Here is a 25,110-nt window from a genome sequence, read left to right on the forward strand (position 1 = left end):
ACGCGCACCCCTCCGCCTTGTTTGATCAACGTCAAAGAAGGAGGGGTGCGGCAGGCCTATCCCTTGCACATGAACGATTGACGTTCGTCAGCAAGGAGAATTCCAGTGCGTATCATAGCAAAGAGCATCGTCGGCGCAGCAGCGGTCCTTTTCGCGCTCGCCCTTCCCGCCGGTGCGGCAGATTTTGAAGTGCATATGCTCAACAAGGGCGCCGCCGGCGCCATGGTGTTCGAGCCCGCCTTCGTGAAGGTCGCCCTCGGCGACACCGTCACCTTCATCCCGACCGACAAGGGGCACAATGTCGAGACGATCAAGGACATGATCCCCGAAGGTGCGGAAGCCTTCAAGAGCAAGATGAACGAAACCTACAAGGTCACCTTCGACAAGGCCGGCGCCTATGGCGTCAAGTGCACCCCGCATACCGGCATGGGCATGGTGGGTGTGGTGATCGTCGGCGATGCGCCGGCCAATCTCGATGTGGTCAAGACCGGCAAGCTGCCGAAGAAGGCGCGCGAGCGCATGGATGCCGCCATCGCGGCAGCCGGCCTCTAAGGGGCTTCCACGAGATTGCCGGCCGCAGCGACGATTGCGGCCGGCAGCGGCAGGGATTGCCGCGCGGCGAGATCGAAATAGACCGAGACAGCCAGCAGTTCGGCGCATGGCGCATCGTCCGCCTTGTTCGTCAGCCGGTGCTGCGTCGTGAGCGAAGTACGCCCCACCTTCACGACGGAAGAATGGATTTCGAACAGGCTGCCGACCGGCAATTCCCTGCGGAAATCGATCTCGTAGCGGCGATCCGCCCAGCCTTCCTTCCGCGTCGTGATCCAGTCTGCCGAATAGCCGGCCGCCGCCATCAGGTGCCAAAGCGCCTGATCGAACGCGGCTATGTAGTACTGCACGTTCATATGGCCCATTGCATCGCATTGCGCGGGATAGACAACACCCTGATAGGTCAGAGACGGCACGGCAAACCTCCTTTGTCCGGCTTGGGACTTTGATGCGGGATCGCGCCATGCAATAGGTCTGCCCCACAGCATAGCTTTGGAGAATGATAGGCATGGCGCGGCAAAGACGGCGTTTCGTCTGGGAAATCGACTGGAATCTGCTGCGCACCTTCATGGTGATCGTGCAGGAACGTGGATTGACGGCAGCGGGAGAAAAGCTCTCGCTCAAGCAGCCGACCGTCAGCAACACGCTGAAGCGGCTGGAAACCCATATGGGTTGCCGGCTCATCGAGCGGAACGCCTCGCTTTTCGCGGTGACACCCGCAGGTCAACGGCTCTACAGCGAATGCGTCGCCCTTTTCGACATCGTCTCCGGGCTGCCGCAGCATATGGAAGAGCAACCCGGCGACCTGACGGGCCATATCGAGATCGCGCTTGCCAGCCATGTCGTCTGCCCGCTCCTCGACGAGGCGCTCGCCGCGTTCCACAGCGCCTTTCCGCAGGTCACGCTCTCGCTCTCCGTCGCCTCCAGCAACGATGTCGTGGCGGCGGTGCTGAACCGCGACGCCTGTTTCGGCATCTGCCTGATGCAGGAGCGTCATCCGAGGCTCGAATATGACGTGCTTTTCCGCGAGAGCTTCGGCTATTTCTGCGGCGCCCGGCATCCGCTGTTCGGCAAGAAGGACCTGCCGATCTCGACGCTGCGCCAGGAACCCTATGTCTCCTTCAAGACGGATCAGATGTCCGGCGCGCTCTGGCCGGTCGCCCTCCTGCGCCAGCAGGAGGGGTTCGAGGGGCAGACGGTCGGCACCTCCTCGCATCTCGAAGAGGTCAAGCGCCTGATCATCGCCGGCTTCGGCTTCGGGCCGCTGCCGATCCATGTCGTGGAGGAAGACGTGCGCGCCGGCCGCCTCTGGCGTCTGCCCCCCTATGAGAATGCGCCCGTCATCGATGTGCATGTCGTCTATGACGGCTCGGCCCGCCGCAGCCGTGCGGAAAGCCTGCTGCTGGCGGAGCTGCACCAGGCGATTGCGACGATCCCCTTCGAGCAACGGACCTATCCCTAGGCTTTTGCACCAAAACCGGTAAGGAAGGCGGTCAGGTTGTCGCCGAGCTCGTCGCAGAGATAACCGCCCTCCTGCACGATGACCGTCGGCAGCCGAAGCCTGGCGATAGCCTCGGCGATGCGCGCGAAACCGGGCGTGGAGACCGAAAGACCGCCGAACGGGTCCTTCTCGAAAGCATCCAGGCCAAGCGCCACGACGAGCGCATCCGGCGAGAACGCCTCGACACGGCGGATGGCGGCGGCGAGCGCTTCGAGATAGACGGCATCGCCGGATTTGCGGGCGAGCGGCAGGTTGAGATTGTAACCGAGGCCAAGCCCCTCTCCGCGTTCATCCGCGTGTCCCCAGAAGAACGGATAGAAACGCACCGGATCGGCGTGGATCGACACCGTCAGCACGTCGGCACGCTCATAGAACATGCCCTGCGTGCCGTTGCCGTGGTGCAGGTCGACATCGAGGATGGCGACACGCTTTGCCTGCCGCAGCAGATGCTGCGCGGCGATCCCGGAATTGTTGAAAAAGCAGAAGCCGCCGGCAACATCCCTGAAAGCATGATGCCCCGGTGGGCGGCAGAGGGCGTAGGACCATTCATCTCCCGCCATGACAGCCTCGGCGGCCGAGACGGCAGTGAAGGCGCTCCAGCAGGCACTCTCCCAGGTGTGCTCGGAGATCGGGCAGGACGTATCGGCCATATGATAGCCGGCCTGTCCCACGGCCGAGGCCGGATAGCTGCCGGTGCGGGCAATCGGATGAATGTTCGGGATGACTTCCGCCGAAGCGCCCTCGATACGCTGCCAGCGTTCATAGATGCGGCGCAGGAAATCGAGATATTCCGGGCTGTGCACGGCGGAGACCGGTCCGAGACCGTGATCTCCAGGCCGCAGGATTTCCGTGCCTGCGGCCCGAGCGCCGGCAAGCAGACGCTCGACACGTTCCGGCTGCTCCGGGTTCGGCTGCGGCGCACCGCTCGACAGGAAGAATGTCGGGTCGTGACGCTTCTGTTCTTCGGCAAAAAAGGTCTTCATGCTGTGTCCTCACCGGCGAAGGCGTCGAAATCCGCGCCCTTGATCATATGGATCAGCTCATCGCGGGAGTGGCGGATGCCGATCCGGTCGTAAAAGGCCTGCGCCCTCGGGTTCTCGACGTCGACCGAGAGGCGCATGTAACGCGCGCCCTTTTCCCGGCCGCGACGGGCCGCCGCATGCAGAAGCCGCTCTCCGATGCGCCGGCCGCGAAAAGCATCCGCGACGAAAAGATCCTGCACATAGATGCCGGGCGTGCCCATCCAGGTCGAAAAGCTCGCAAACGTCAGGCAGAGACCGGCGAAGGCATTGTCCGCTTCCGCAAGCAGCACCTCGAAAGCCGCTACCGCACCAAACCCATGGTGCCTGATATCCTCGACCGTCGAGACGAATTTCGGCCCGGCCTTCATGCCGGCGGCCATGTCCCTCAGCCCCGCATGAATGGTTTCGGCGTCATCGACGAGCGCGAGCCGAATTCGAATGTTGTCCTGCATGGTCTCTCCTCAGAACGCGACGCGGTCGCCGCCCTTGAGACCGAGCATAGCGCGCGCCTCGTCAGGCGTCGCGACTTCAAGCGACAGGCCTTCGAGGATCGCGCGGATTCGGCGAACCTGGACGGCGTTGGAGGTGGCAAGTTCGCGGCCATCGAACAGGCTGTCCTCCAGCCCGACGCGCACGCTGCCGCCCATGGTCGCTGCCATGGTGATCATCGGCGTCTGCTTGCGGCCTGCCGCCAGAACGGAGAAGCGGTAGTCGTCGCCGAACAGCTTGTCGGCGATGCGTTTCATATGCATCAGGTTCTCGGGGTCGGCCCCTATGCCGCCGAGAATGCCGAGGACGAACTGGATGAAGGGCGTGCCTGGTATCAGGCCGCGATCGCGAAAATGCGCGAGCGTGTAGAGATGCCCGACATCATAGCATTCGAATTCGAAGCGCGTGCCGCAGCCCTCGCCGAGGCGTTTGAGGATCGTCTCGATGTCACCGAAGGTGTTGCGGAAGATCGTGCCGCGCGTCGCCTCCAGAAGTTCAGGCTCCCAGGCGTGCTGCCATTCGCGCGGGCGGTCCAGCATGGGGTAGAGGCCGAAATTCATCGAGCCCATGTTGAGCGAGCACATTTCCGGCTCGGCGGCGAGCGCTGCCGCCGTCCTGTCCTCCAGCGTCATCAAGGAGGAGCCACCCGTGGTGATGTTGATAACCGCATCGCTCGCCTGCTTGATGACCGGCAGGAAGCGCATGAAGACCTTGGGATCGGCGGTAGGACGGCCGTTTTCCGGGTCGCGGGCATGCAGATGCAGGATCGAGGCCCCTGCCTCTGCCGCCTCGATGGCCTGGGCGGCGATGTCTTCCGGCTTGTAGGGAAGATGCGGCGACATGGAGGGCGTGTGCACCGAGCCGGTGACGGCGCAGGTGATGATGACCTTGTTGGATTTCATGGCCTGCCCCTTATTTTCGCACCGGCAAAGACAGCTCGCCGGCAAGCTGCGCCAGCGTCGCGTCGAGGATCGTGACAATCTCGCCGACCTGTTCTTCCGTGGTGATCATCGGCGGGCAGACGAGGAAATGGTCGCCCTCCACGCCGCCGCGCGTGCGGCGCGAATAGATGATCAGGCCGCGTTCATAGGCGATATCGACGACCCGCTGGTGCGCCTCCAGCGCCTTGGGCAACGGCGCCATGGTCTCGCGGTCGGAGACGAATTCGGCGGCGAGCAGCAGGCCTTTGCCGCGCACGTCACCAATAAAGGGATAACGTTCCGCCAATCCCTCAAGCTCGGCCTTCATCAGATCGCCGATGCGGGTGGCATTGCCGAGCAGATCCTGCCGCTCGATCTCGTCGAGCACGGCAAGGCCGGCGGCGCAGGCGAGCGGATTGCCGGCATAGGTGTAGCCATGGGCGAAGCCGCCGCGATCAAGCACCGGCTTGACCAGTTTCGAATGGGCGATCATCGCGCCGAGCGGGCAATAGCCGGCACCGAGCCCCTTGGAGAGCGCGATGATGTCAGGCCGGCAGTTCCAGTGATCGCCACCAAGATAGCGGCCGGTGCGGCCCGCGCCGCTCATCACTTCGTCATGGATCAGCAGGATGCCGTACTTGTCGCAGATCTCGCGAATGCGCGGATAGTAGCTGTCGGGCGCCACGAGTGCGCCGGTGGAGGCCCCGCCAATCGGCTCCATGATGAAGGCGAGCACGCTTTCGGCGCCCTCCTCCAGGATTTTTTCCTCCAGCATGTCGGCATAACGAAGCCCGCGCTCTTCCATCGAAAAGTTGTCGCGGTCGAGATAGGCGGTCGGGGCCTTGATGTGCGGCATGTCGCGCAGCATCGGCAGGAAGGGCTTTTTCAGCTCGTCGTAGCCGGTGACGGCGAGCGCTCCGAGCGTCGAACCGTGATAGGAGGGGAAGCGCGAGATGACCTTCCAGCGTTCCGGCTGGTCGGTGGCGAGCGCCCATTGGCGGGCGAGCTTCAGGCAGGATTCCACCGCTTCAGAACCGCCGGAGACGAAGAACACCCGGTCAAGCCCCTCGGGCATATGGCCGGCAAGCCGGCGCGCCAGGTCTTCCGCCGGCTGGTTCTCGAAATGCAGGCGATAGGCGAAAGTCGCCTTGTCCATCTGCCGCTTCATGGCGTCGAGCACATTGCGGTTGGAATGGCCGATATTGACGACCATCGCGCCGCTGGAGCCGTCGATGACCTTCCGGCCGTGCTCGTCCCAGATATAGATGCCCTCGGCGCGGTCGGCGAGCGGCCGACGCATGCGGGACTGGTAGAAGAGGTGCGATGCCGGGCGTTCACCGGGCGCAGTCGATTGCTGGCTCATGATCGATCCATTGAAAAAGATAAAAATGCAGCGGCCGGAGACAGTCTAGCCGTTGAGGAACTTCTTGAGGAAGCTGCGGGTGCGTTCCTGCACCGGATTTCGGAAGAGATCGTCGGGCTTGCCCTCCTCGACGACCGCGCCATCCGCCATGAAGATCACCCGGTCGGCGACTTCGGCGGCAAAGCGCATCTCGTGGGTGACGATCACCATGGTCATGTGCTCGGCCGCGAGTTGCTTCATGACGAGGTTCACCTCGTCCACCAGCTCCGGATCGAGCGCCGAGGTCGCCTCGTCGAACAGCATCACCTTCGGCTGCATGGCGAGCGCTCGCGCAATGGCGACACGCTGCTTCTGCCCACCGGAAAGGCGCGCCGGGAACGCGTCGATCTTGTCGGCGAGCCCTACCTTGTCGAGCATCTTCAGGGCGAGCGCCCGCGCGTCCACCTTCGCCATGCCCTTCAGCTTCATCGGGGCGATGGCGATGTTTTCCGCCACGCTCAGATGCGGGAAGAGGTTAAAATGCTGGAACACCATGCCCATCTGCTGGCGCACGCTGTTGATGTGCTTTTCGAAGGCGCGACGGGGGAGCGTCTGGTTGACCTTGACGCCATCCAGCCACACCTCGCCGCCGTCGAGCGTTTCCAGATGGTTGATCGAGCGCAGCAGCGTGCTCTTGCCCGAACCGCTCGGACCGATCACGGCGACGATCTGGCCGCGCGCCACGCTGAAATCGATGCCCTTCAGCACCTCCAGCGGCCCGAAGAATTTGCGCGCGCCGCGCACCTCGATCATCGGACGGACATCGGTCATCGCGAAAGCTCCACTTTCCGTTCGATCCTGCCGAGGACCGCTTCGAGAATGAGATTGAGGACGTAATAGAGGGCGGCGGCCGTCAGGTAGAATTCGAAGGGCCGGTAGGTCTCGCTGATGACGAGCTGGGCGCTGTGCACCAGTTCGGCGATGCCGATCATCGAGACGATCGAGCTTTCCTTCAGGAGCGCGATCATCATGTTGCCGACGGCCGGCACCGTGTTGCGCAGCGCCTGCGGCACGACGATGTAGAGCCGCGTCTGCCAGGCGCCGAAGCCGAGCGAGCGCGCCGCTTCCGTCTGCCCTTTATCCAGCGAGACAATGCCGGCGCGAAAAATATCGGCGTTGTAGACGGCGAAATGCAGGCTGAGGCCGATGATGCCGGACCAGAGGGCCGGGATATCGATGCCGATCTGCACGAGGCCGAAATAGATCAGGAACAGCTGCAAGAGCAGCGGCGTGCCCATGAAGAGCCACATGAAGAGGCGCACGGGGTAGCGCACCACGGGCGACGCATAGAGCACGATGAGGGCAAAGCCCATGCCGGCGATGATGCTGAAGAGGGCGGAGACGACGGAGATGACGACCGTCCACCACAGGCCCTTGCCGATCAGCGGCAGATATTCCGGAACGATGCTGAAATCGAGACCCTGCATGGCTTACGCCTCCTCGGCATAGGCACGGTCGAGCCTGTCGATGACAAGCGTCAGGCCGTAGACCATGATCATGTAGAGCACCGCCGTCACCGCGAAGATCTCGAAGGGCTTGTAGGTGGAGCCGATGAAACGCTGCGCCGTATAGGTGAGCTCCACGACCGAGATGGTGGCGACGAGCGCCGTGCCCTTGACCAGCGCAACGGCATTGACGCCGAGCGGGCGGATCATCAATTTGGCGGCCTGCGGCAGCACGATCCAGCGCATGGACTGGCCCTCGCCGAAACCGAGCGAGCGCGCCGCCTCCATCTGGCCGCGATCCACCGACAGCACGCCGCCACGGATCGATTCCGCCATATAGGCCGCGATGTTGAGGCCGAGCGCGATGGCGCCCGCCGCGAAGGGCTCGAGCTGGATGCCGATCTGCGGGCCGCCGAAATAGAGCAGGAAGATCTGGAGAAGTGCCGGCGTGCCGCGAAAGACGCTGACATAGGCAGTGCCGATGAAGCGCAGCACCGCCAGATGCGAAAGCCGCAGGCCCGCGATCAGCGCCGCCACGGCAAGACCGAGGACCAGCGAAAGCAGCGAGAGCTGAACGGTCGTCCAGGCCGCCTGGACGAAGACAGGGATGATGCGGCCGATGAGAGCGATGTCCATTCCCGGATCCTCGGCAATCGGTCAGGCTGTCCGGCGCGATTTCCCGCCGGACAGCCGTCTCAGGATGCGAAAACGATCAGCGGATGTCCGAGCCGACCCACTTCATGGCGATGGCCTCGTAGGTGCCGTCGGCCATCATGTCGTCGAGCGCCTTCTGCATGGCGGCCTTCAGCTCGGGATTGCCCTTGCGGATGGCGATGCCGATCTTGTCCTCGGTGCCTGCAAATTCCGGCACGTCGAGCTTGGTGAACTTCTCGCCGGTTTCCTTGATGGCGATCGAGACCGGAACGGCATCGACGATCATCGCCTGGATACGGCCGGCCTTCAGCTCGAGGAAGAGTTCCGGCAGGCCCTTGTAGGTGCGGATTTCCCAGCCGCCGCGCTCGCGGGCCCACTTCTCGTGGGTTTCGCCGAGCGTCACGCCGATCGTCTTGTCCTTGAGGTCGTCGATCGACTTGACCTCGGAACCCTCGACAACGAAGACACCGCGGCCGGACTTGTAATAGGGACCGACGAAATCGACGGCCTTTTCACGCTCCGGCGTGATGGTCATGCTGCCGATGACCGAGTCGTATTTGCCGGCAAGCAGACCCGCGATAATACCGTCCCAGGCGGTGCTGAGGCCGGTGCCCTTCACGCCGAGACGCTTGGCGATCTCGTTGCCGATATCGACGTCGAAGCCGACCGTCTGGTTGCTGTCATCGACGAAGCTGAAGGGCGGATAGGCGCCGCTGTTGGCGAACTTGAATTCGCCTGCCGCCTTGACGGTTTCCAGATCGTCCGCGCTCGCCGCGAAGGGCGTCGCGAGAACCGAGAAGGCAAGGCCGGCGGCCATGGCGCAGGATAGAATGCTTTTGAACATGTTCGTTCCCCTTGTTGCTGGCGGGGAAGATCGGGCATGCCCATACATTACACAAATAGATAGTCAAAATGCCAAACATTCCGCAAAGGAATGCTCAATCCGCCCATTCCGGATCGGTCGTAAAGGCAATGGTAAGCCAGCGATCCGGGCCTTCATCGCCGATTGCAATGCCGATTTCATCGCGAATCCGATCCCAATCCTGCAATTTCCGCGCCGGAAAATTCTCGGGGACAATGAAATAGAGCTCGATCTGCCGGCCCCGGCCGACGCGGGCGACATAAGCGCGGTAGGAGAGAAAACCGTGTTTTTCGACAATCGCTTTGGCGACCGTGTCGACATGGCCTTTCAGATCCACCGGGGTGACGAGCAGGATATCGGCGAGCGCCTGGCGTATGGTGCCGGCGGGAATGGGAATGATAACGATGCAGACGAGCGCCAGCGCCACCGGGTCGATATAGGGCGAGAGCCATTCATGCTGCGTGCCCTGGATGAAATAGCCGATGACGAAGGCGACGAGCAGCGCGCTCGTCAACCCCGCCGACATGATCCAGGCCTTGGCGTCGAGCGCTACGAAATCCGATTGGATCGTACGGTTCGCCCGCGTGCCGATGATCGCCATGGTAACCGTGACCGCGATCGTCACGACGGCATAGATGATCGCCTGGTCGAAATTGAGCGCCCGTCCACCGTCCATGATGGAGCCGATGGCATTGATCAGCGCGTAGATGGCCGCGCCCGTCAGCATGATGCCGTTGAGGCCGAGCACCATCGGCTCGAGATGCCAGAAGCCCATGGTGAAGTGCTTGACGAAACGCCCCTTGCCGCTGCCGGAGGCCGAGGCGGCGATGAGGTTCGAGACGAGCAGCGCGACGATGGTCATGACGGCGTCCGTCAGGGCGTAGACCCCATCGAAGACGATGGCGAAGGAACCCGAGAGGATACCGAACAGGATGCCGACGCCGGCCAGCACGATGGTGACAGCGATGGAAATGCGCAGCAGCCCCTGTTCCGTGGTCATGGATCCGCCCTTTCGCGTGTTCGATGGTCTTTGCCGCTTATAGCCTCAGGCACGGCCAAATTCCAACTTCTGCATGATCCGGATTTACACATTTAATTTTCTAATGGCGCCGCCCCCTGCTAGTTTCACCTTCACAAACCAATGGGATAGCGCATGCTGAAATTCTTCCTGCTGTCGGCCTGGCTCTTCCTTGCGGCCCTCTGCTCTCCCCTTCTTGCTGCCGGTGACGCCATGGATCTTCAACTGCACAAGGCCGCCGCCGCCAATGATGTCGCCGCGATCAAGACCATGCTCGACAAGGGCGCGGCAATCGAGGCGCGCGACGGCAGCGGTGCCACGGCACTTCTCGTCGCCACTCATGCCAACAAGGTGGATGCCGCCCGCGCACTGATCGATGCCGGCGCCGACGTCAATGCCAAGGACGATATCGAGGACAGCCCCTATCTCTATGCCGGAGCCCGCGGGCACCTGGAAATCCTCAAGCTGGCGCTCACCCACGGTGCCGATCTCAAAAGCATCAACCGCTACGGCGGCACGGCGCTCATCCCCGCCTCCGAGCGCGGCCATGTCGAGACGGTCGAGACGCTGATCAAGGCAGGCGTCGATGTCGACCATGTCAACCGGCTTGGCTGGACGGCCCTTCTCGAGGCCATCATCCTCGGCGATGGCGGGCGGCGCCATGTCGAAATCGCCGATCTGTTGATAAAGGCCGGCGCGAACGTCAACCTCGCGGACAATGACGGCATTACGCCGCTCCAGCACGCGCGGGGGCGCGGCTTCGGCGAGATCGTTGCTCTTCTCGAAAAGGCGGGGGCGAAATAGCGCTCTCCAAGAACAGCGCGGCGGCCAACGCCGTGTTCATAAAATATCGGAAACACTCACATCAAAGGGCCTGAGACGATGCAACGCAGCTACTATTCCTCCCTCGGCGGTCATCCGCCGCAGAGCGACCTCCTGACAGGCCGAGCCGTCTTTACCGAGGCCTATGCGGTGATCCCCAAGGGCGTGATGCAGGACATCGTCACCAGCTTCCTGCCCTTCTGGGACGGCACGCGTTGCTGGGTAATCGCCCGCCCGCTCTCCGGCTTTGCCGAGACCTTCTCGCAATATGTCATGGAAGTGGCGCCGGGCGGCGGCAGCGACAACCCGGAGCAGGATCCGGAAGCCGAGGGCGTACTCTTCGTCGTCGATGGCGAAGTGGAGCTGTCGCTGCCATCGGGCAAGCACACGCTGGAACCTGGTGGCTACGCCTTTCTGCCGCCGGGGCTGAAATGGTCGCTGCGCAACCGTTCGGGCGCCCATGCGCGCTTCCACTGGGTCCGCAAGGCCTATGAAGCCGTTGATGGCCTGCCGCATCCCGAACCGCTGATCCTCAACGAGAAGGACATCAAGCCATCGGAAATGCCCGGCACGAACGGCGGCTGGGCGACCACACGCTTCGTCGATCCCAATGACCTGCGCCATGACATGCACGTCACCATCGTCACGCTGATGCCCGGCGCGGTCATTCCCTTCGCCGAAACTCACGTCATGGAGCACGGCCTCTATGTGCTACAGGGCAAGGCGGTCTATCGTCTCAACCAGGATTGGGTGGAAGTGGAAGCCGGCGACTTCATGTGGCTGCGCGCCTTCTGCCCGCAGGCCTGTTATGCCGGCGGTCCCGAGCCGTTCCGCTACCTGCTCTACAAGGACGTCAACCGTCACATGGCGCTGAAACCCTTCGGGTCGCGCCGCTAGAGCATTTCCAGCCGACGCGAGTTCGCATCGGCTTCCCTTCTTTGAAAACCCGCGCCCTTACGAAGCGCGGGTTTTTCGTTCAACGCACAAGGGACATGGCGACATTGTAGCGGCGCGGATCGAAGCGCAGGTAGAGCAGCGCCGTCACCAGCACGCAACCGAGATGCAGCATCCAGCCGGCGGCAAAGCCGCCCGTCCAGTCGTGCAGCAACGCCACGGCGTAGGGGCCGAGCGCCGCGATGAGGAAGCCGCCACCCTGCATGAGCGCGGCCAGCGCGCCGGCCTGCTCCGGTCGCGGCAGATGGTCGAGTGCGGTCACGAGGGCAAGCGCGAAGCTGCCGCCAAGGCCCGCGCCGCAAAGCCCCGCCCAGACCATGGGGGCGGCTTCCGGCAGATTGGCGAGCCCGAAGAAGCCGATGGCCTGGAAGGCGATGGTCAGCCACAACCAGCGGCGGCGGTCGACATTGCCGCGCGCCAGCGTCGGCAGGCCAAGCGCCGCGGCCGCCTGGCAGATGGCCATGACCGCGACGAGGCCGCTGCTGTCGGCACTGGTCCAGCCCTGCGCCTGGTAGTAGGGCGCAAGCCAGGCGATCATCGAGGAATACCCGGCATTGATGAGGCCGAAAGCGGCCATCAGCACCCAGGTGCGCGGCCGCGCCAGCAGCCGGCGCGTCAATGTGCCGTCAGGACGGTTCGCCTGCACGTCCGAGAGGATGCGCCAGGCGGCGGCGAGCGCGATGGCGACCGGCACCGCCAGCCAGGCAAGCGCTGCCCGCCAGGAATAGCCGGCATGGATAAAGGCGGGCATCAGCCGCGCGCCAAAGGCGCCGCCCGCCATGATCATCGCGGAGTAGAGCCCGGTGACGACGGGTACGCTCGTCGGAAAGCGCGCCTTGATGATGCCGGGAAAGGCCGCCTGGATGAAGGCGACGCCGATGCCGCAGAGGGCTGCCGTCGCAATCAGCGCGACACCGTTCTGCGCATAGAGCCGCAATGCCGAACCCGCCAGGAGGATGGCAAGAGCGATCAGCAGGCCGCGCCGCGTGCCGATGCGCACCTGCAGCCCCGGCGCCACGAAGGCGCCGACCCCCATCAGGAACATCGGTAGCAGCGTCAGAAGCGCCACGCCGCCAAGCCCGAGGCCCGTATCCGCCACGATCTCGTTGAGAATGGGCGCGGGGGCGGCGAGGAAGGGCCGCAGGTTCAGTCCGACAAGGACGACCAGCCCGAGCATTGCCCAATCACGGGCGGCGCGCGTATCTGCCATGGTTCGACTTCCTGCTGACGCTTGACTTCTGTCATCTGGCGGCTCGCGGGATCGCGCCGTCTTGCTACTCCATCGCTACCATTCGCTTGAATCATGCGCAAATTACATGTTTAGATACCCACCATTCCGGTTTTCAATGGAGATATCGTGCTCGACCCGCGCCTGCTCCGGGCTTTCGTAGCGATCGCCGATGCCGGCAGCTTCACCGCTGCCGCCGACCGGCTGCACATGACCCAGTCGACGATGAGCCAGCAGATCGCCCGCCTGGAGGAGATGATCGGCCGCGACCTCATCGACCGCGCCGCCCGCCCGGTGCGCCTGACGGTGACCGGCGAGCGCCTGCTCGGCCATGCCCGCCGCATTCTCGCCTTGCAGAGCGAGGCGCTGGCGCTGGTGGCCGAGACCTCCGGCACCACCTCTGTGCGCATCGGCATGCCCGACGATATCGCCACGCCCGAAATGGCCCGCGTCTTCGCCACCTTCACCAAGCGCCACAAGGAAGCCCGGCTGGACGTCACGACCGGCCTGCGCTCGGACCTGACACGGCGTTACCGCGCCGGAGAACTCGACATCGTGGTCTTGAAGGAGGACACGCCGAACGCCGACGCCTGGGCGAGTTTCGAAGAGCCCATCGCCTGGTTCACCGCCATGGACGCGGCCGCCGATCTTCCCGATCCCGTGCCGCTCGTCACCTTCCCGACCGGCGGGCTCTATCGCGACGCGATGTTCGAGCGGCTGGAACGGGAGCGGCGGCGCTGGTACGTCGCCTTCACCTCCGCCAGCCTGCGCAACGTGCTGATGGCCATCGAGGCCGGGCTCGGCCTCTCCATGCTGCCGATCGACGCCGCCAGGGGCTGGCGGATCAAGCCGCTCGCCGAATTCGCGCCGGAGCCACCCGTCGTCGCCTCGCTCTATTCCTGGGAACGGGGCGGCATTGTCGGCGAGCTCGCAACCGAGGTTCTCGACATTCTTCGAAAGCACTTTGCCTACGATCAGGCCTTGTAGAGATCCTCATAGGTCTGGCGCAGCACGTTCTTCTGCACCTTGCCCATCGTGTTGCGCGGCAGGTCTTCGACGAAGAGGACACGTTTGGGCTGCTTGTAGCGCGCCAGCCGGTCCTTGAGACCATCCAGCACGGCCTTCTCGTCGAGTGTCGCGCCCTTCGCACGCACCACCACCGCCGTCACGCCCTCGCCGAAATCGGGATGCGGCAGACCGATGACCGCGCTTTCGACGACACCAGGCATGGCGTCGATCTCGGTCTCGACTTCCTTCGGATAGATATTGTAGCCCCCGGAGATCACGAGGTCCTTGCCGCGGCCGACGATATGGACATAGCCGCGCTCATCGATCTTCCCGAGATCACCGGTGATGAAAAAGCCATCGGCGCGAAACTCCGCCGCCGTCTTTTCCGGCATGCGCCAGTAGCCCCTGAAGACGTTCGGCCCCTTCACCTCGATCATGCCCGTCTCGCCATCCGGCACCGGCCTGCCGCCTTCCGGCTCGCTGACGCGCAGCAAAACCCCCGGCAGCGGGAAACCGACCGTTCCGGCGATCCGGTCGCCTTCATAGGGATTGGACGTGTTCATGTTGGTCTCGGTCATGCCGTAGCGTTCGAGAAGGGCATGCCCGGTTTTTTCCGAAAACGCCCTGTGAGTTTCCGCCAGAAGCGGCGCGGAACCGGAGACGAACAGCCGCATTTTCGCGGTCGCCTCGCCGGTAAGGCCGGGATGCTGCACCAGCCGGACGTAGAAGGTCGGCACCCCCATCATGACGGTCGCGGTTTCCATCAGCGTCAAAACCTCGTCCGCATCGAATTTCGGCAGCAGATACATCGAGGCGCCGGAAAGCAGCGTCACGTTCGAGGCGACGAAGAGACCGTGCGTGTGGAAGATCGGCAGCGCGTGGATCAGCCGGTCGGCGCTCGTGAAACGCCAGTGGTCGCGCAGCGTCAGGGCGTTCGAGAGCAGATTGTCATGCGTCAGCATGGCGCCCTTGGAGCGGCCGGTCGTACCAGACGTGTACAGGATCGCCGCCAGATCGTCCGGGCCGCGCTCGACATCGGTGAAATCCACGGGTTCGTCTGCCGCCCGCTCGATGAGGCTGCCGCTGCCGGACGCATCGAGGGTCTCGACACGGCCGCCATGGTTTCCGGCAATCGCCGCGACGCCCTCGCGCGATTTCGGCCCGACGACGACAAGCGCCGGCTCGGCATCGCCGATGAAATAATCAAGCTCGGCCAGCGTATAGGCCGTGTTGAGCGGCAGGTAGACTGCCCCCGCCCGAAGGCACGCCAGATAGAGCATCAGCGCCTCGGGGCTCTTTTCCACCTGCACCGCGACCCGATCGCCCGCACGCACGCCGAGTGCCTGAAGTGCTCCCGCCAGCCGGCCAGAGAGGGCGATCATGTCGCCATAGGTCCATCGCCTGCCATCGGCCGTTTCGATGAAGACCGCGTCCGGCGTTGCAACAGCCCGGATCGCGTCGAAAAGATGATTGCCCATGGATGAATTCCTCTCCTGCTGCGCGTACCTTGTCACATCGTCTGCGGGGAAGGCCAGCGGGAACCGTGATGGCAAAAGGGCCATCCCCAAAGTCCGAAGAACCATTTGGAACAAAACGGGAGGATCTGCGTTTAGGGCCGGGCTTTACTCGCATCTTCTGGGCTTTATGACATCTCCCCACTCGACCTACCGCCTGCAGTTTCGCAACGGCATGGACTTCGCGCGAGCGCGCCGATTGGTTCCCTACCTTAAACGGTTGGGGATCAGCCACCTCTACGCCTCGCCCCTCATGACCGCCGTCAGCGGCTCGACGCATGGCTACGATGCCACTCGTGCCGACGAGATCGATCCCGCGCTCGGCGGCCTCGACGGACTGCGCCTGCTGGCGGAGGATCTGCATGAAAATGGCATGGGCCTCCTCCTCGACATCGTGCCCAACCACATGGCCGCAAGCCTTGAAAATCCATGGTGGCGCAGTGTCGTTGCCTGGGGCGCCGAGAGCGTCTTTGCCCGCCATTTCGACATCGACTGGTCACAGAAGCTGACCCTGCCTTTCCTTGGCGAGGATTTTGCGAAAGAACTGGCCGATGGTACGATCCGGCTCGCCATCGACGCGCGGCACGATGCCCCTGCCCTCGCCTACCACGACAGTTTCTATCCGCTGCATCCGCAGACCTGCCGGGCATTGCTGGTGGAAGCGGGCCTGTCCGCCGCCGTACCCGATCCAGAGGCGGATCCGCAGGGCCGCGCGGTTCTCTCCGCCGCGCTCTCCGCGTCGGGTTCCCGCCACGCGCTGCTAAAGCACCTCAATACCCTCTCGGCGAATCCCGAACGGATCGCCGCCATCCATGCGGCGCAGCCCTGGATGCTCACGGACTGGAAGACGGCGAGCCGGCATCTCAGCTACCGCCGTTTTTTCGAGATCGCCGGTCTTGCCGGCCTGCGTGTCGAGGATTCCGCCGTCTTTAACGACAGCCACCGGCTGATCCTCGACCTCGTGCGCAACGGCACCGTCGATGGCCTGCGCATCGACCATATCGACGGACTTGCCGACCCGGCGGGCTATCTGGAGCGCCTGCGCGCCGCCGTCGGTCCCGACGTCTACATCGTCGTGGAAAAGATTCTTGAGAAGCACGAGCCGTTTGCCCCGGAATGGCCGGTGGCGGGAACGACAGGCTACGAATTCATCGCCTCGCTCGCCGATGCATTCGCCGACGAGCAGGAGAGCGGGCGGCTTGCGAGGGCTTTTCGTCTCCTGAAGAACGAGGACTATCGGGGCACCTATGCCGAAGAGGCGAAAGCCGGCAAACGGCAGATGCTGACCGAAAATTTCGAAGGTGAGGTCCATCGTCTCGCGACGCTCGCGAAAGGCATCGCGGACCTCGCCCAGGCCGACCTTTCGCGCAGCTTCCTGACCGAGGCGGTGCGGGCGATCATCATCGCCCTCCCCGTCTACCGAACCTACATGACCTCGGCCGGCGTCATGGAACGCGACCGCCAACGTCTTGCGACCGCGCGGCAGGCCGCACAGGAGAGCGCCCTGCCGGAGGTGCGCGAGGCGATCGATTTCGTCTGGGAGCTGCTTGTCGACGACCGTGTCGCCGGCACCTTCAAGGATTGCGCCGAATTCCGCAGCCGCTTCCAGCAGGTAAGCGGCCCGATCATGGCCAAGGCGCTGGAGGACATGCTTTTCTATCGCGAAAACGCCTTCCTCGCGCTCAACGAAGTCGGCGGCAATCCGGGCGAGGCCACCGAAGGTCCCGCCGCCTTCCATGCCGCCATGCAGGCACGGTTTCAGACCATGCCGCACAGCCTGTCGACAACATCGACCCACGACACCAAACGTGGCGAGGATGCGCGGGCGCGGCTCTACACGCTCAGCGAAGCGCCGGAACACTGGATCGACGCCACGCAGCGCTGGGCCAGCCTCAACTTCCGCTTCCGTCGCTCGCACGGGGGACGCACGGTGCCGGAGCCCGATGTCGAATGGCTGATCTATCAGGCGCTGGCCGGCATATGGCCAATACACGGCCGCGCGGACCTCGGAAAACGCATGGTGCCCTATGTGGTGAAGGCGCTGCGCGAGGCCAAGATCGGCTCGAACTGGAACCGGCCCGACATCGACTACGAGCAAAACGTCACTGGCTTCGTAGAGGATGTTCTCGGCCATGAGGTTTTTCTGGGCGATTTCGCGGAGACGCTTGCGCCCTTCATCGATGCCGGCCTGATGAACGCTCTCGCGCAGACCCTGGTCAAGCTGACGGCACCGGGCATTCCCGACATTTATCAGGGCAGCGAGCGCGGCGATTTTTCGCTGGTCGATCCGGATAACCGCCCCCTGCTGGACGTGGTGTCCCTGACCGTGCCTGAACGCCCGCGTCCCACGCGTGAGAACTTCGCCGACTATAAACAATGGCTCATCGCGACCGTGCTTGCCGCACGCAACGAACAGCCCCGACCGTTCAGCGGACCGTATCGCCCGCTTGATCTTTCCGACGGTTCCCGACAGGCCCTCGCTTTTCTGCGCGGCACGCCGGAGGCGTTTGCGATCACGGCCGCTCCGCGCCTCGTCTTCGGCAAGACCCGGCCGGATGCGCTGTATCTGACCGAAGCGGTATCACGGAATGTGTCGCTGACCCTTCCCGCCGGTTTCGAAGGCCACACGATGCGATCCGTGCTCGACAACCGGGAGGTCAGGCTCGGCGGCACAATCCCGCTTTCGGAACTGCTCTCCACCGACCCTGTCGCGCTGCTGCTCAGCCGCTAGAGTCTGTCTTTTCGGGAAAACCGGCCCCCACTTTTCCCTGACAAACTCTAGCGAATGTCGCGTGCCAAGTTCTGCAGCTGCCGGAAGGCATCGTAACGCCTGGCATGCAGGGCGATGATCTCGCCGTCGGCGGGCTCGTAGGTGCGATCCGTTGCCGAAAGTGCCGCCATGGCGGCGCGCACGTCCGGGAACGCCCCGGCGGCGACGCTGCCGAGAATGGCCGCACCAAGCAGGACGGGTTCGTCCGCGCGCGTCGCGAGCAAAGGTTTACCCGTGGCGTCGGCGAGAAGCTGGCGCACGAGATCGAGCTGGCCCGCGCCACCGCTGATGACGATCTTGTCGATCGGAGCGCCGGCCGCCGCCTGCGCGTCTATGATCTGGCGCAGGCCATAACCGATCCCGCAGAGCCCGGCGATATAGAGCGCAACGAGATTGTCGAGATCGCGCTCCATGCCGAGGCCGACAATGGCCGCGCGGGCATGGGGATCGGCGAAGGGGGCGCGGTTGCCGAGGAATTCCGGCACGACATGCAGGCCATCCGCGAGCCTTGCCACGTCCGACAGAGACCCTGTCTTTTCAGACGCCAGTTGCGCCAGCAGCACCGGCAGGGAAAGGCCGCGCGCCTTCGCCAGCGCCGTGGCGTCGCCGGCCGCCGGGTGGAAGGAGAGAAGCTGCTCGATAGCCGCCCCCGCTGCTGACTGGCCGCCCTCGTTGAGCCACATGCCCGGCACCATGGCGGAAAAATACGGACCCCAGACACCCGGCACGAAAACCGGCTCATGGGTCGAGGTCATCGTGCAGGAGGATGTGCCGAAGACGTAACCGAGATTGTTCTCCGGCGGGCCATCGACGCCCACCGTGCCGATGCCGCCGGCATGCGCATCGATCATGCCGGCGGCGACCGGCGTGCCCGCGACAAGGCCGAGTTCGTTAGCCGCGCGTTCCGTCAGGCCCTTGCCGAGCGGCGTGCCGGGCTCGACGACATGCTGGCCGATGCGGGCAAAATCCTCGTCGGCGAGAACACCGAGGCCGATTCCGTGGAAATAGCTCGAATCCCAGCGTTTCTCATGCGCGAGATAGGTCCATTTGCAGGTGACGGTGCAGGTGGAACGGGCAAGATCGCCCGTCGAGCGCCAGGTCAGGAAATCAGCGAGATCGAAGAACTGCCAGGCTGCGTCGAAGACCTGCGGGCGGTTCTCCCTAAGCCACAGGAGCTTCGGCGTTTCCATCTCCGGCGAAATGATGCCGCCGACATAGCGCAGAACACCATGGCCTTTCGCATTGATGCGCTCGACCTGATCCACCGCGCGATGGTCCATCCAGACGATGATGTCACGATCCGGATCCTCCGAAGGGCCGACAGGCAGCGGCTTGCCACCCTCCCCCAGCACCACCAGCGAGCAGGTCGCATCGAAACCGATACCCGCGACCGTCTCCGGTGCGACCCCCGCCTTCTCGACGGCCTCGCGCACCGAGGCGCAGACGGCGGCCCAGATTTCCGTGCTCGACTGCTCGACCATGGCGCCCGGCTCGCGAAACAGCGAAATGTCGCGTTTGCCCGACGCGAGCATCCGGCCCGAGAGGTCGAAAATGCCGGCTCTGGCGCTGCCCGTGCCGACATCGACGCCGACAAGATAGCGTTCGCCGCCCGCCGAGCGTGCGGAGGAAGGAGTGTTCATGGATCTACCGCCTGCAATCAGGATTTTCTTGGGCAAGCGGCATCATGCCGCTTGCCGCTCGCTTAGAGATCGACGCTGTTGGGCAGGATGACGAGGTCACGGATCGTGACATTGCGCGGCCGCGTCAGCATGAAGAGCACGGCATCGGCCACTTCCTTCGGCTGCATCAGGCTGCCATTTGCCAATGCCTCGTCCATCTTTTCTTTCGGCCAGTCGTCGAGCAGCGCCGTCACCACCGGACCCGGCAGGACAGCGCCGACACGCACGCCATGCTGCGCCACCTGACGGCGCGTCGAATGCACGAAGGCCTGCACGGCGAATTTCGAGGCCGTATAGATCGGTTCCCACACGACGGGCACGACGCCCGCGATCGAGGAGGTGAACAGGATGTCACCCGTCTTCTTCCCGATCATGTAGGGCAGCACCGCATGGACGGAGCGGAAAGCCGCGTTGATGTTGAGGTTCAGCATGCGGTCCCAGGCATCCGGGTCGCCTTCCGCCACCGGCCCGCCGATATAGGCGCCGGCATTGGCGTGGAAGATGTCCAGTCCACCGGCGATCTCCAGAATGCGCGGGAGCATGCCGGAAACGTCTGACGGCTTGAGGAGGTCGACGACGAGCGGCAGGGCGTTCGGGCCAAGCTCCTTGCAGAGCTGCTCCAGTCTGTCCTGCGCGCGGTCGACGAGCACTACCTTCGCACCCTCGGTCAGAAGCGTTCTGGCACATTCGAGACCGATGCCGGAGGCGGCACCGGTAATGGCGGCGATCTTGCCCTTCATGAGGTCAGCCATAGTTTAAAACTCCATTTCAGTATTCGTTAGGCGCGGCCGTGGCTGACGCGCGAGCGACGGGCGAGCGAGTCGACGATGACAGCGATGGCGAGAACGCCGCCTGTTATCATGTAGCGCAGCGAGGACGACAGGTTGAGCAGCGTCAGGCCGTTCGAAATCGCCTGGATGACGATGATGCCCAGCAGGGCCGAATAGGCGCTGCCACGCCCACCGAAGAGGCTGGTGCCGCCGATGACGGCAGCCGCGATCGCGTTGAGATTGACGTCGCCCGTGCCGGCCTGCTGGCTCGACGAGGCCAGACGCGAGGCGGAGAGGATGCCGCCGAGGGCCGCGAGCGTCGAGCAGAGCATGAAGGCGCTCATATAGATGCGGCGCACATTGATGCCCGAGCGGCGCGCCGCCTCCTTGTTGCCGCCGACGGCGAACATCGAGCGGCCCCACTTCGTGCGTGTCAGCGCATAGTTGAGGACGACGGCAAGCGCGATGAAAAGGGCAAACATCCACGGCATGCCGCGGCCGAGATTGAGGTAGAAGACTGCAGCTTCCAGCGCGACCGTCAGCACGACGGCCTTGAGGATCAGCGCCCGCATCGGCTGCGCCGACAGATTGGCGGCAAGGCGCTGGCTGCGGGTGCGAAGACCGCGACCGATCATAACGAGACCCGGCGCAAGCGCAAGCGTATGGGACAGCCAGTCGGGCATGATGAGGATCTGGCCGAAGCGCACGAGCGAGGAAGCATAGGGCAGGTTGATGGAGCCGGTCGGGCCGAGAATGTAGAGCTGCATGCCGAGCAGCGCGAGCAGACCGGCAAGCGTGGCGACGAAGCTCGGCATGCCCAGGCGATTGTAGAGCGTCGCATAGAGCAGGCCGACGCCTGCACCGACGACGAGGGCGGCAAGGATGGCGCCGACGATCGGCCAGCCCTGATTGACCCAGAGCACGCCGACCATGGCCGACGCCAGCCCGCTCATCGAGCCGACCGAGAGGTCGATTTCGCCGAGCACCAGCACGCAGACGATACCGAGCGAGATCACGCCCACCGTCGCGCAGTCGAAGAGCAGGTTCACGAGGTTGTTCGGCGCGAGGAAAATCGGGTTCAGCGCGGAAAAGACGATGGAGATGACGACGAGACCGACGGCGACCGGCAGCATGCCGAGGTCACCGGAGCGCACGCGGTCGACGAAGCCTCGGGCCATGGCGGCAAAGCTGTCATCGTGGCGCACGCGTTCGTCGCTGCGGTCCAGTGTCGGCTGGGACGGATTCTGGCTCATGCTGCTCCCCCATGATGTTCGTGTGCTTCACCGGCCTTGCGGTCGGCGCGGCGCGAGACGGAATTGTCCGTGGCGCCCGTTATGGCGGAAACGAGTTCCTGGTTGGACGAGTCGGGTGTGAAGATGCCGTTGTTCTTCCCGAGCCGGAGCACGACGATACGGTCGGCAACGGCGCGCACGTCTTCCATGTTGTGGCTGATGATGATGACGCCGAGGCCACGGTCGCGCACACGCTCGATGAGGTTCAACACCTCGGCCGTCTGCGCGACGCCAAGGGCGGCGGTCGGCTCGTCCAGCATGATCAGCTTCGGATTGAGCAGCAGCGAACGGGCGATGGCGACCGTCTGCCGCTGGCCGCCGGACAGCGAGGCGATGGGTTCGCGGACGGAGGGAATGCGTGCGGCAAGCTCGCGCAGCAGCGTCCAGGCACGCACTTCCATGGCAACCTCGTCGAGCGCCCAGGGCGACATTTCGTGGCCGAGGAAGAGGTTCGCGACGACGTCCAGGTTTTCACAAAGCGCAAGGTCCTGGAAGACCGTGGCGATACCGAGGTCCAGCGCCTTGGCGGGGCTGTCGAGCGCCACCTGCTGGCCGCAGAATTCGATGGTACCGGAGGACGGCTGGTGCACGCCGGCGAGCACCTTGACCAGCGTCGACTTACCGGCGCCGTTGTCGCCGACAAGGGCAACGACCTCACCGGCCTTCACATCGAGTTCGATATCCGTCAGCGCGGATACGGCCCCGAAATTCTTGGAAACGCCGCTGAGACGCAGCACCGATTGCCCCTTGGGCGGAAGACTTTGCGTGGCTGTCATGCCCCTGCACCTTTCAACGGACCGGAATGTCCGGCCGCGAACAACGCGGCCGGACACGATGGGCTGGATTAGTTGATGATGCCGAGTTTGCGGCAACCTTCAACATATTCGCCGGTGCAGACTTCTTCAGGCTTGTTGATGCCCTTGTCGAAGATTTCGGCCTTGATGTTTTCAGCCGTCACGACAGCCGGAACGAACAGCTGCGAAGGCGTTTCGTAGAGCTTGTGGGTGGCTTCCGGGGTCTCGCCCTTGAGCAGCTTGACGGCGATGCCGGCCGCGGCGGCAGCCACGATTTCCGACGGCTTGGAGATCGTGTTGTACTGGTCGCCCGAGATGATGAGCTGCAGCGCCGCGATCGTCGCGTCGTTGCCGGTCACCGGCGGCATTTCCTTGACGCCGGCCGCCTTCAGCGCCGCAATCGCGCCGCCGCCCGTACCGTCGTTGGCAGCCACGATGCCCTTGATCTCGTCGCCGAAGCGGGTGATCTGGCCGGCGGCCCATTCCTGTGCCTTCGGCGGCGCCCAATCCGGCGTGTCGAACTCGGCGAGCGTCTTGTAGGGCGAAGCGGAGAGCGCCTCATGGATACCGTCGCGGATGAGGCCGGCGGCCGCATCGGTCGGCGAACCGTTGATCTGGAGCACGCCGGCGCCATCGGCGACGCCCTTGGCCTTCAGATGCTCGACCAGCGACTGCGCGATGGCCTTGCCGATCCCCTGGTTGTCGAAGGAGACGTAGTAGTCGGCCGGCTTGGCGGGGATCGGACGGTCATAGGCGATGACCTTGACGTCCTGCGACTGGGCGATTTCGACGAGTGCGGCGGCAGCGGCAGAATCGACCGGGTCGAGCACGATGACCTTGGCGCCCTGCGCGATCACCGAGTTGAACTGCTGCTGCTGGAGCGCCACATCGGCATTGGCGTTCTGGTAGATCACCGTGCAGGTCGCGCAGAGCTTTTCCATTTCAGCCTTGAAGCCGGGATAGTCGTGCTGCTCATAGCGGGTCGAGGCCTGGTCAGGCATCAGGAAGGCGACGGTCGCGTTTTCCTGGGCGAAAGCGGCGCTGCCGAGCGACAGGACGAGGCCGGTCGATGCGAGCAGAGTGGTAAGCGTCTTCATTGGGTTCCTCCACGGTTGATTTTCAGTTCATTCGCCGGCGACCTCAAGCCGCCAAGGGCGACAGGACCGACGCACACCGCACGCCAGAAGCGCGCGGATCATCCTTCGTCGCAGCGGTGCCGCAACGTCCGGTTCGTCGATGCTCCGTCTGACTCCTCCCTTGGGTCAGCCTTGCTGTTCAGGCAACTTCATCGATGAAGCACATTTGCTCAATCGATGAAGCAAGAATTGTCACCAAACGCTAATGGTGTCAAGGTGGCTTTCGAAACGGAGATGGCATGTGAATCGGACGACGCCCGCGAAAAGGACGACCATCTATGATCTGGCAGAGCTGGCGGGCACATCCGCGAGTGCCGTCAGCGCCGTTCTCAACGGCAACTGGAAGAAGCGGCGCATCAGCGCAAAGCTTGCCGAAAAGATCACGAAGCTGGCCGAGGAACAGGGCTATGCGCTCAACATGCAGGCCAGCGTGCTGCGTCGCGAGCGGTCGAAAATCATCGGCATGATCGTGCCGAAATACGACAACCGCTATTTCGGCTCGATCGTCGAGCAGTTCGAGGCGCTCGCCCGCGCGCGCGGCCTCTTCCCGATCATCACCTGCACGATGCGCGATCCCGCACTGGAACTGGAAGCGGCGCGTGCCATGCTGTCCTATCAGGTCGACTGCCTGGTTGCGACCGGCGCCACGGACCCCGACCGTGTCATGGACCTGTGCGCCGCCGCGGGCGTGCGCACCATCAATCTCGACCTTCCCGGCTCCCGCGCCCCGTCCGTCATCTCCGACAATTATGGCGGGGCGCTGGAGCTGACGCGCCGGGTGCTTGCCAATTGCGAGCGGGAATACGGCGCGAAGGCCCCTCTCCTCTTCATCGGCGGCCGCGGCACGGACCACAACACGATGGAGCGCGTGCGCGGTTTCCGCGACGCTCATGCGGAAGCCGGCGTTCCGGTAGACGAGGCGCTGGTACAGACCTGCGGCTACGCCCCGGAAAAGGCGGAAAATGCCATGAGGCAACTCGCCGAGCGGACCAGTAACCTGCCGCGCGGCATGTTCGTCAACTCGACGATTTCACTGGAAGGCGTGATGCGCTGGATCCGCCGCTCCGGTCACTATGCCGAGCGCATGCCGCATCTCGGCTGCTTCGACTGGGATCCCTTCGTCGCCATGCTCGGCGACCATATCGAGATGGTGCGGCAGGACGTGCCGAAAATGCTGGAGGCCGTCTTCGGCATCATCGATTCGGGTGCGACGGACATCACCGTGGTGCAGGTACCGCCGATCATGGAAAAGATCGGCTGAACCGCTGCCCGCCGGCACCC

24 protein-coding genes are annotated in these 25,110 nt (G+C 64.0%); 7 read left to right on the plus strand and 17 right to left on the minus strand.

Going from position 1 to position 25,110, the window contains the following annotated elements:
- The first annotated feature begins 105 nt into the window (after positions 1–105).
- Positions 106–552, plus strand: coding sequence for a pseudoazurin (locus MUO32_RS01520; protein ID WP_257946466.1), 447 nt, complete (start codon positions 106–108; stop codon positions 550–552).
- Here MUO32_RS01520 and MUO32_RS01525 read toward each other — a convergent pair.
- On the minus strand, positions 549–965 hold the full coding sequence (locus MUO32_RS01525) for a thioesterase family protein (RefSeq protein ID WP_257946467.1): 417 nt from the start codon (positions 963–965) through the stop codon (positions 549–551). The genes MUO32_RS01520 and MUO32_RS01525 overlap by 4 nt on opposite strands.
- Before the next feature lie 92 nt (positions 966–1,057).
- Here MUO32_RS01525 and MUO32_RS01530 point away from each other — a divergent pair, with 92 nt between their 5' ends.
- Positions 1,058–2,011 (plus strand): LysR family transcriptional regulator, encoded by a 954-nt coding sequence (locus MUO32_RS01530; protein WP_257946468.1) that lies wholly within the window; start codon positions 1,058–1,060, stop codon positions 2,009–2,011.
- Here the strand turns inward: MUO32_RS01530 and MUO32_RS01535 are convergent.
- The 9 genes from MUO32_RS01535 to MUO32_RS01575 form a co-directional block, all read right to left on the minus strand.
- Positions 2,008–3,033 (minus strand): histone deacetylase family protein, encoded by a 1,026-nt coding sequence (locus MUO32_RS01535; protein WP_257946469.1) that lies wholly within the window; start codon positions 3,031–3,033, stop codon positions 2,008–2,010. The genes MUO32_RS01530 and MUO32_RS01535 overlap by 4 nt on opposite strands.
- Positions 3,030–3,524, minus strand: a complete 495-nt coding sequence (locus MUO32_RS01540; RefSeq protein ID WP_257946470.1) for a GNAT family N-acetyltransferase — start codon at positions 3,522–3,524, stop codon at positions 3,030–3,032. Before MUO32_RS01540 ends, MUO32_RS01535 begins: the two co-directional genes overlap by 4 nt.
- A 9-nt stretch (positions 3,525–3,533) precedes the next feature.
- Complete coding sequence (locus MUO32_RS01545) at positions 3,534–4,463, minus strand: 3-keto-5-aminohexanoate cleavage protein (RefSeq protein WP_257946471.1); 930 nt, start codon at positions 4,461–4,463, stop codon at positions 3,534–3,536.
- Positions 4,464–4,473: 10 nt separating this feature from the next.
- Positions 4,474–5,844: an aspartate aminotransferase family protein gene (locus MUO32_RS01550; protein ID WP_257946472.1), complete on the minus strand. Its 1,371-nt coding sequence runs from the start codon at positions 5,842–5,844 to the stop codon at positions 4,474–4,476.
- A 45-nt stretch (positions 5,845–5,889) separates the two neighbouring features.
- Complete coding sequence (locus tag MUO32_RS01555; RefSeq protein WP_308311240.1) at positions 5,890–6,654, minus strand: amino acid ABC transporter ATP-binding protein; 765 nt, start codon at positions 6,652–6,654, stop codon at positions 5,890–5,892.
- Entirely contained in the window at positions 6,651–7,310 is a 660-nt protein-coding gene (locus MUO32_RS01560; RefSeq protein WP_257946473.1) for an amino acid ABC transporter permease, read from the minus strand. The genes MUO32_RS01555 and MUO32_RS01560 overlap by 4 nt, the downstream gene beginning before the upstream one ends.
- A 3-nt stretch (positions 7,311–7,313) precedes the next feature.
- Positions 7,314–7,964: an amino acid ABC transporter permease gene (locus MUO32_RS01565; protein ID WP_257946474.1), complete on the minus strand. Its 651-nt coding sequence runs from the start codon at positions 7,962–7,964 to the stop codon at positions 7,314–7,316.
- Positions 7,965–8,040: 76 nt separating this feature from the next.
- Positions 8,041–8,826 carry an ABC transporter substrate-binding protein gene (locus MUO32_RS01570; protein ID WP_374708575.1) on the minus strand — a complete coding sequence of 262 codons (786 nt, stop codon included), beginning with the start codon at positions 8,824–8,826 and terminating at the stop codon, positions 8,041–8,043.
- 94 nt (positions 8,827–8,920) lie between these two features.
- Positions 8,921–9,844 (minus strand): cation diffusion facilitator family transporter, encoded by a 924-nt coding sequence (locus MUO32_RS01575; protein ID WP_257946475.1) that lies wholly within the window; start codon positions 9,842–9,844, stop codon positions 8,921–8,923.
- Positions 9,845–10,075: 231 nt separating this feature from the next.
- On the opposite strand from MUO32_RS01575, the gene MUO32_RS01580 reads away from it, so the two are divergent.
- Positions 10,076–10,666: an ankyrin repeat domain-containing protein gene (locus tag MUO32_RS01580; RefSeq protein WP_257947148.1), complete on the plus strand. Its 591-nt coding sequence runs from the start codon at positions 10,076–10,078 to the stop codon at positions 10,664–10,666.
- Between the two features lie 78 nt (positions 10,667–10,744).
- Positions 10,745–11,581, plus strand: coding sequence for a bifunctional allantoicase/(S)-ureidoglycine aminohydrolase (locus MUO32_RS01585; protein WP_257946476.1), 837 nt, complete (start codon positions 10,745–10,747; stop codon positions 11,579–11,581).
- Between the two features lie 79 nt (positions 11,582–11,660).
- Here MUO32_RS01585 and MUO32_RS01590 read toward each other — a convergent pair whose 3' ends face one another.
- On the minus strand, positions 11,661–12,848 hold the full coding sequence (locus tag MUO32_RS01590; protein WP_257946477.1) for a cyanate transporter: 1,188 nt from the start codon (positions 12,846–12,848) through the stop codon (positions 11,661–11,663).
- Positions 12,849–12,995: 147 nt separating this feature from the next.
- Between MUO32_RS01590 and MUO32_RS01595 the strand changes: the two genes are divergently transcribed.
- Entirely contained in the window at positions 12,996–13,853 is an 858-nt protein-coding gene (locus MUO32_RS01595; RefSeq protein WP_257946478.1) for a LysR family transcriptional regulator, read from the plus strand.
- Here MUO32_RS01595 and MUO32_RS01600 read toward each other — a convergent pair.
- A complete protein-coding gene (locus MUO32_RS01600; RefSeq protein WP_257946479.1) occupies positions 13,841–15,352 on the minus strand; it encodes a malonyl-CoA synthase in 1,512 nt (503 codons plus the stop codon). The two genes, MUO32_RS01595 and MUO32_RS01600, sit on opposite strands and share 13 nt — an antisense overlap.
- Before the next feature lie 166 nt (positions 15,353–15,518).
- Here MUO32_RS01600 and treY point away from each other — a divergent pair, with 166 nt between their 5' ends.
- Positions 15,519–18,119 (plus strand): malto-oligosyltrehalose synthase, encoded by a 2,601-nt coding sequence (treY, locus tag MUO32_RS01605; RefSeq protein ID WP_257946480.1) that lies wholly within the window; start codon positions 15,519–15,521, stop codon positions 18,117–18,119.
- A gap of 47 nt (positions 18,120–18,166) precedes the next feature.
- Here the strand turns inward: treY and MUO32_RS01610 are convergent, their stop codons facing one another.
- The 5 genes from MUO32_RS01610 to MUO32_RS01630 all read right to left on the minus strand — a co-directional run bounded on the left by MUO32_RS01610 (position 18,167) and on the right by MUO32_RS01630 (position 23,790).
- Positions 18,167–19,798, minus strand: a complete 1,632-nt coding sequence (locus MUO32_RS01610) for an FGGY-family carbohydrate kinase (RefSeq protein WP_257946481.1) — start codon at positions 19,796–19,798, stop codon at positions 18,167–18,169.
- A 62-nt stretch (positions 19,799–19,860) separates the two neighbouring features.
- The gene (locus tag MUO32_RS01615) at positions 19,861–20,589 is read right to left on the minus strand and encodes an SDR family oxidoreductase (protein ID WP_257946482.1); all 729 of its coding nucleotides are present in this window, start codon (positions 20,587–20,589) and stop codon (positions 19,861–19,863) included.
- A gap of 26 nt (positions 20,590–20,615) precedes the next feature.
- Complete coding sequence (locus tag MUO32_RS01620) at positions 20,616–21,860, minus strand: sugar ABC transporter permease (protein WP_257946483.1); 1,245 nt, start codon at positions 21,858–21,860, stop codon at positions 20,616–20,618.
- Positions 21,857–22,675, minus strand: a complete 819-nt coding sequence (locus MUO32_RS01625; protein WP_257946484.1) for an ATP-binding cassette domain-containing protein — start codon at positions 22,673–22,675, stop codon at positions 21,857–21,859. Before MUO32_RS01625 ends, MUO32_RS01620 begins: the two co-directional genes overlap by 4 nt.
- 68 nt (positions 22,676–22,743) lie before the next feature.
- Complete coding sequence (locus MUO32_RS01630) at positions 22,744–23,790, minus strand: sugar ABC transporter substrate-binding protein (protein ID WP_257946485.1); 1,047 nt, start codon at positions 23,788–23,790, stop codon at positions 22,744–22,746.
- 280 nt (positions 23,791–24,070) lie between these two features.
- On the opposite strand from MUO32_RS01630, the gene MUO32_RS01635 reads away from it, so the two are divergent.
- A complete protein-coding gene (locus MUO32_RS01635; protein ID WP_257946486.1) occupies positions 24,071–25,090 on the plus strand; it encodes a LacI family DNA-binding transcriptional regulator in 1,020 nt (339 codons plus the stop codon).
- The last annotated feature ends 20 nt before the right edge of the window (positions 25,091–25,110 follow it).

This window comes from Shinella sp. CPCC 101442 (assembly GCF_024704725.1).
Lineage (GTDB): Bacteria > Pseudomonadota > Alphaproteobacteria > Rhizobiales > Rhizobiaceae > Shinella.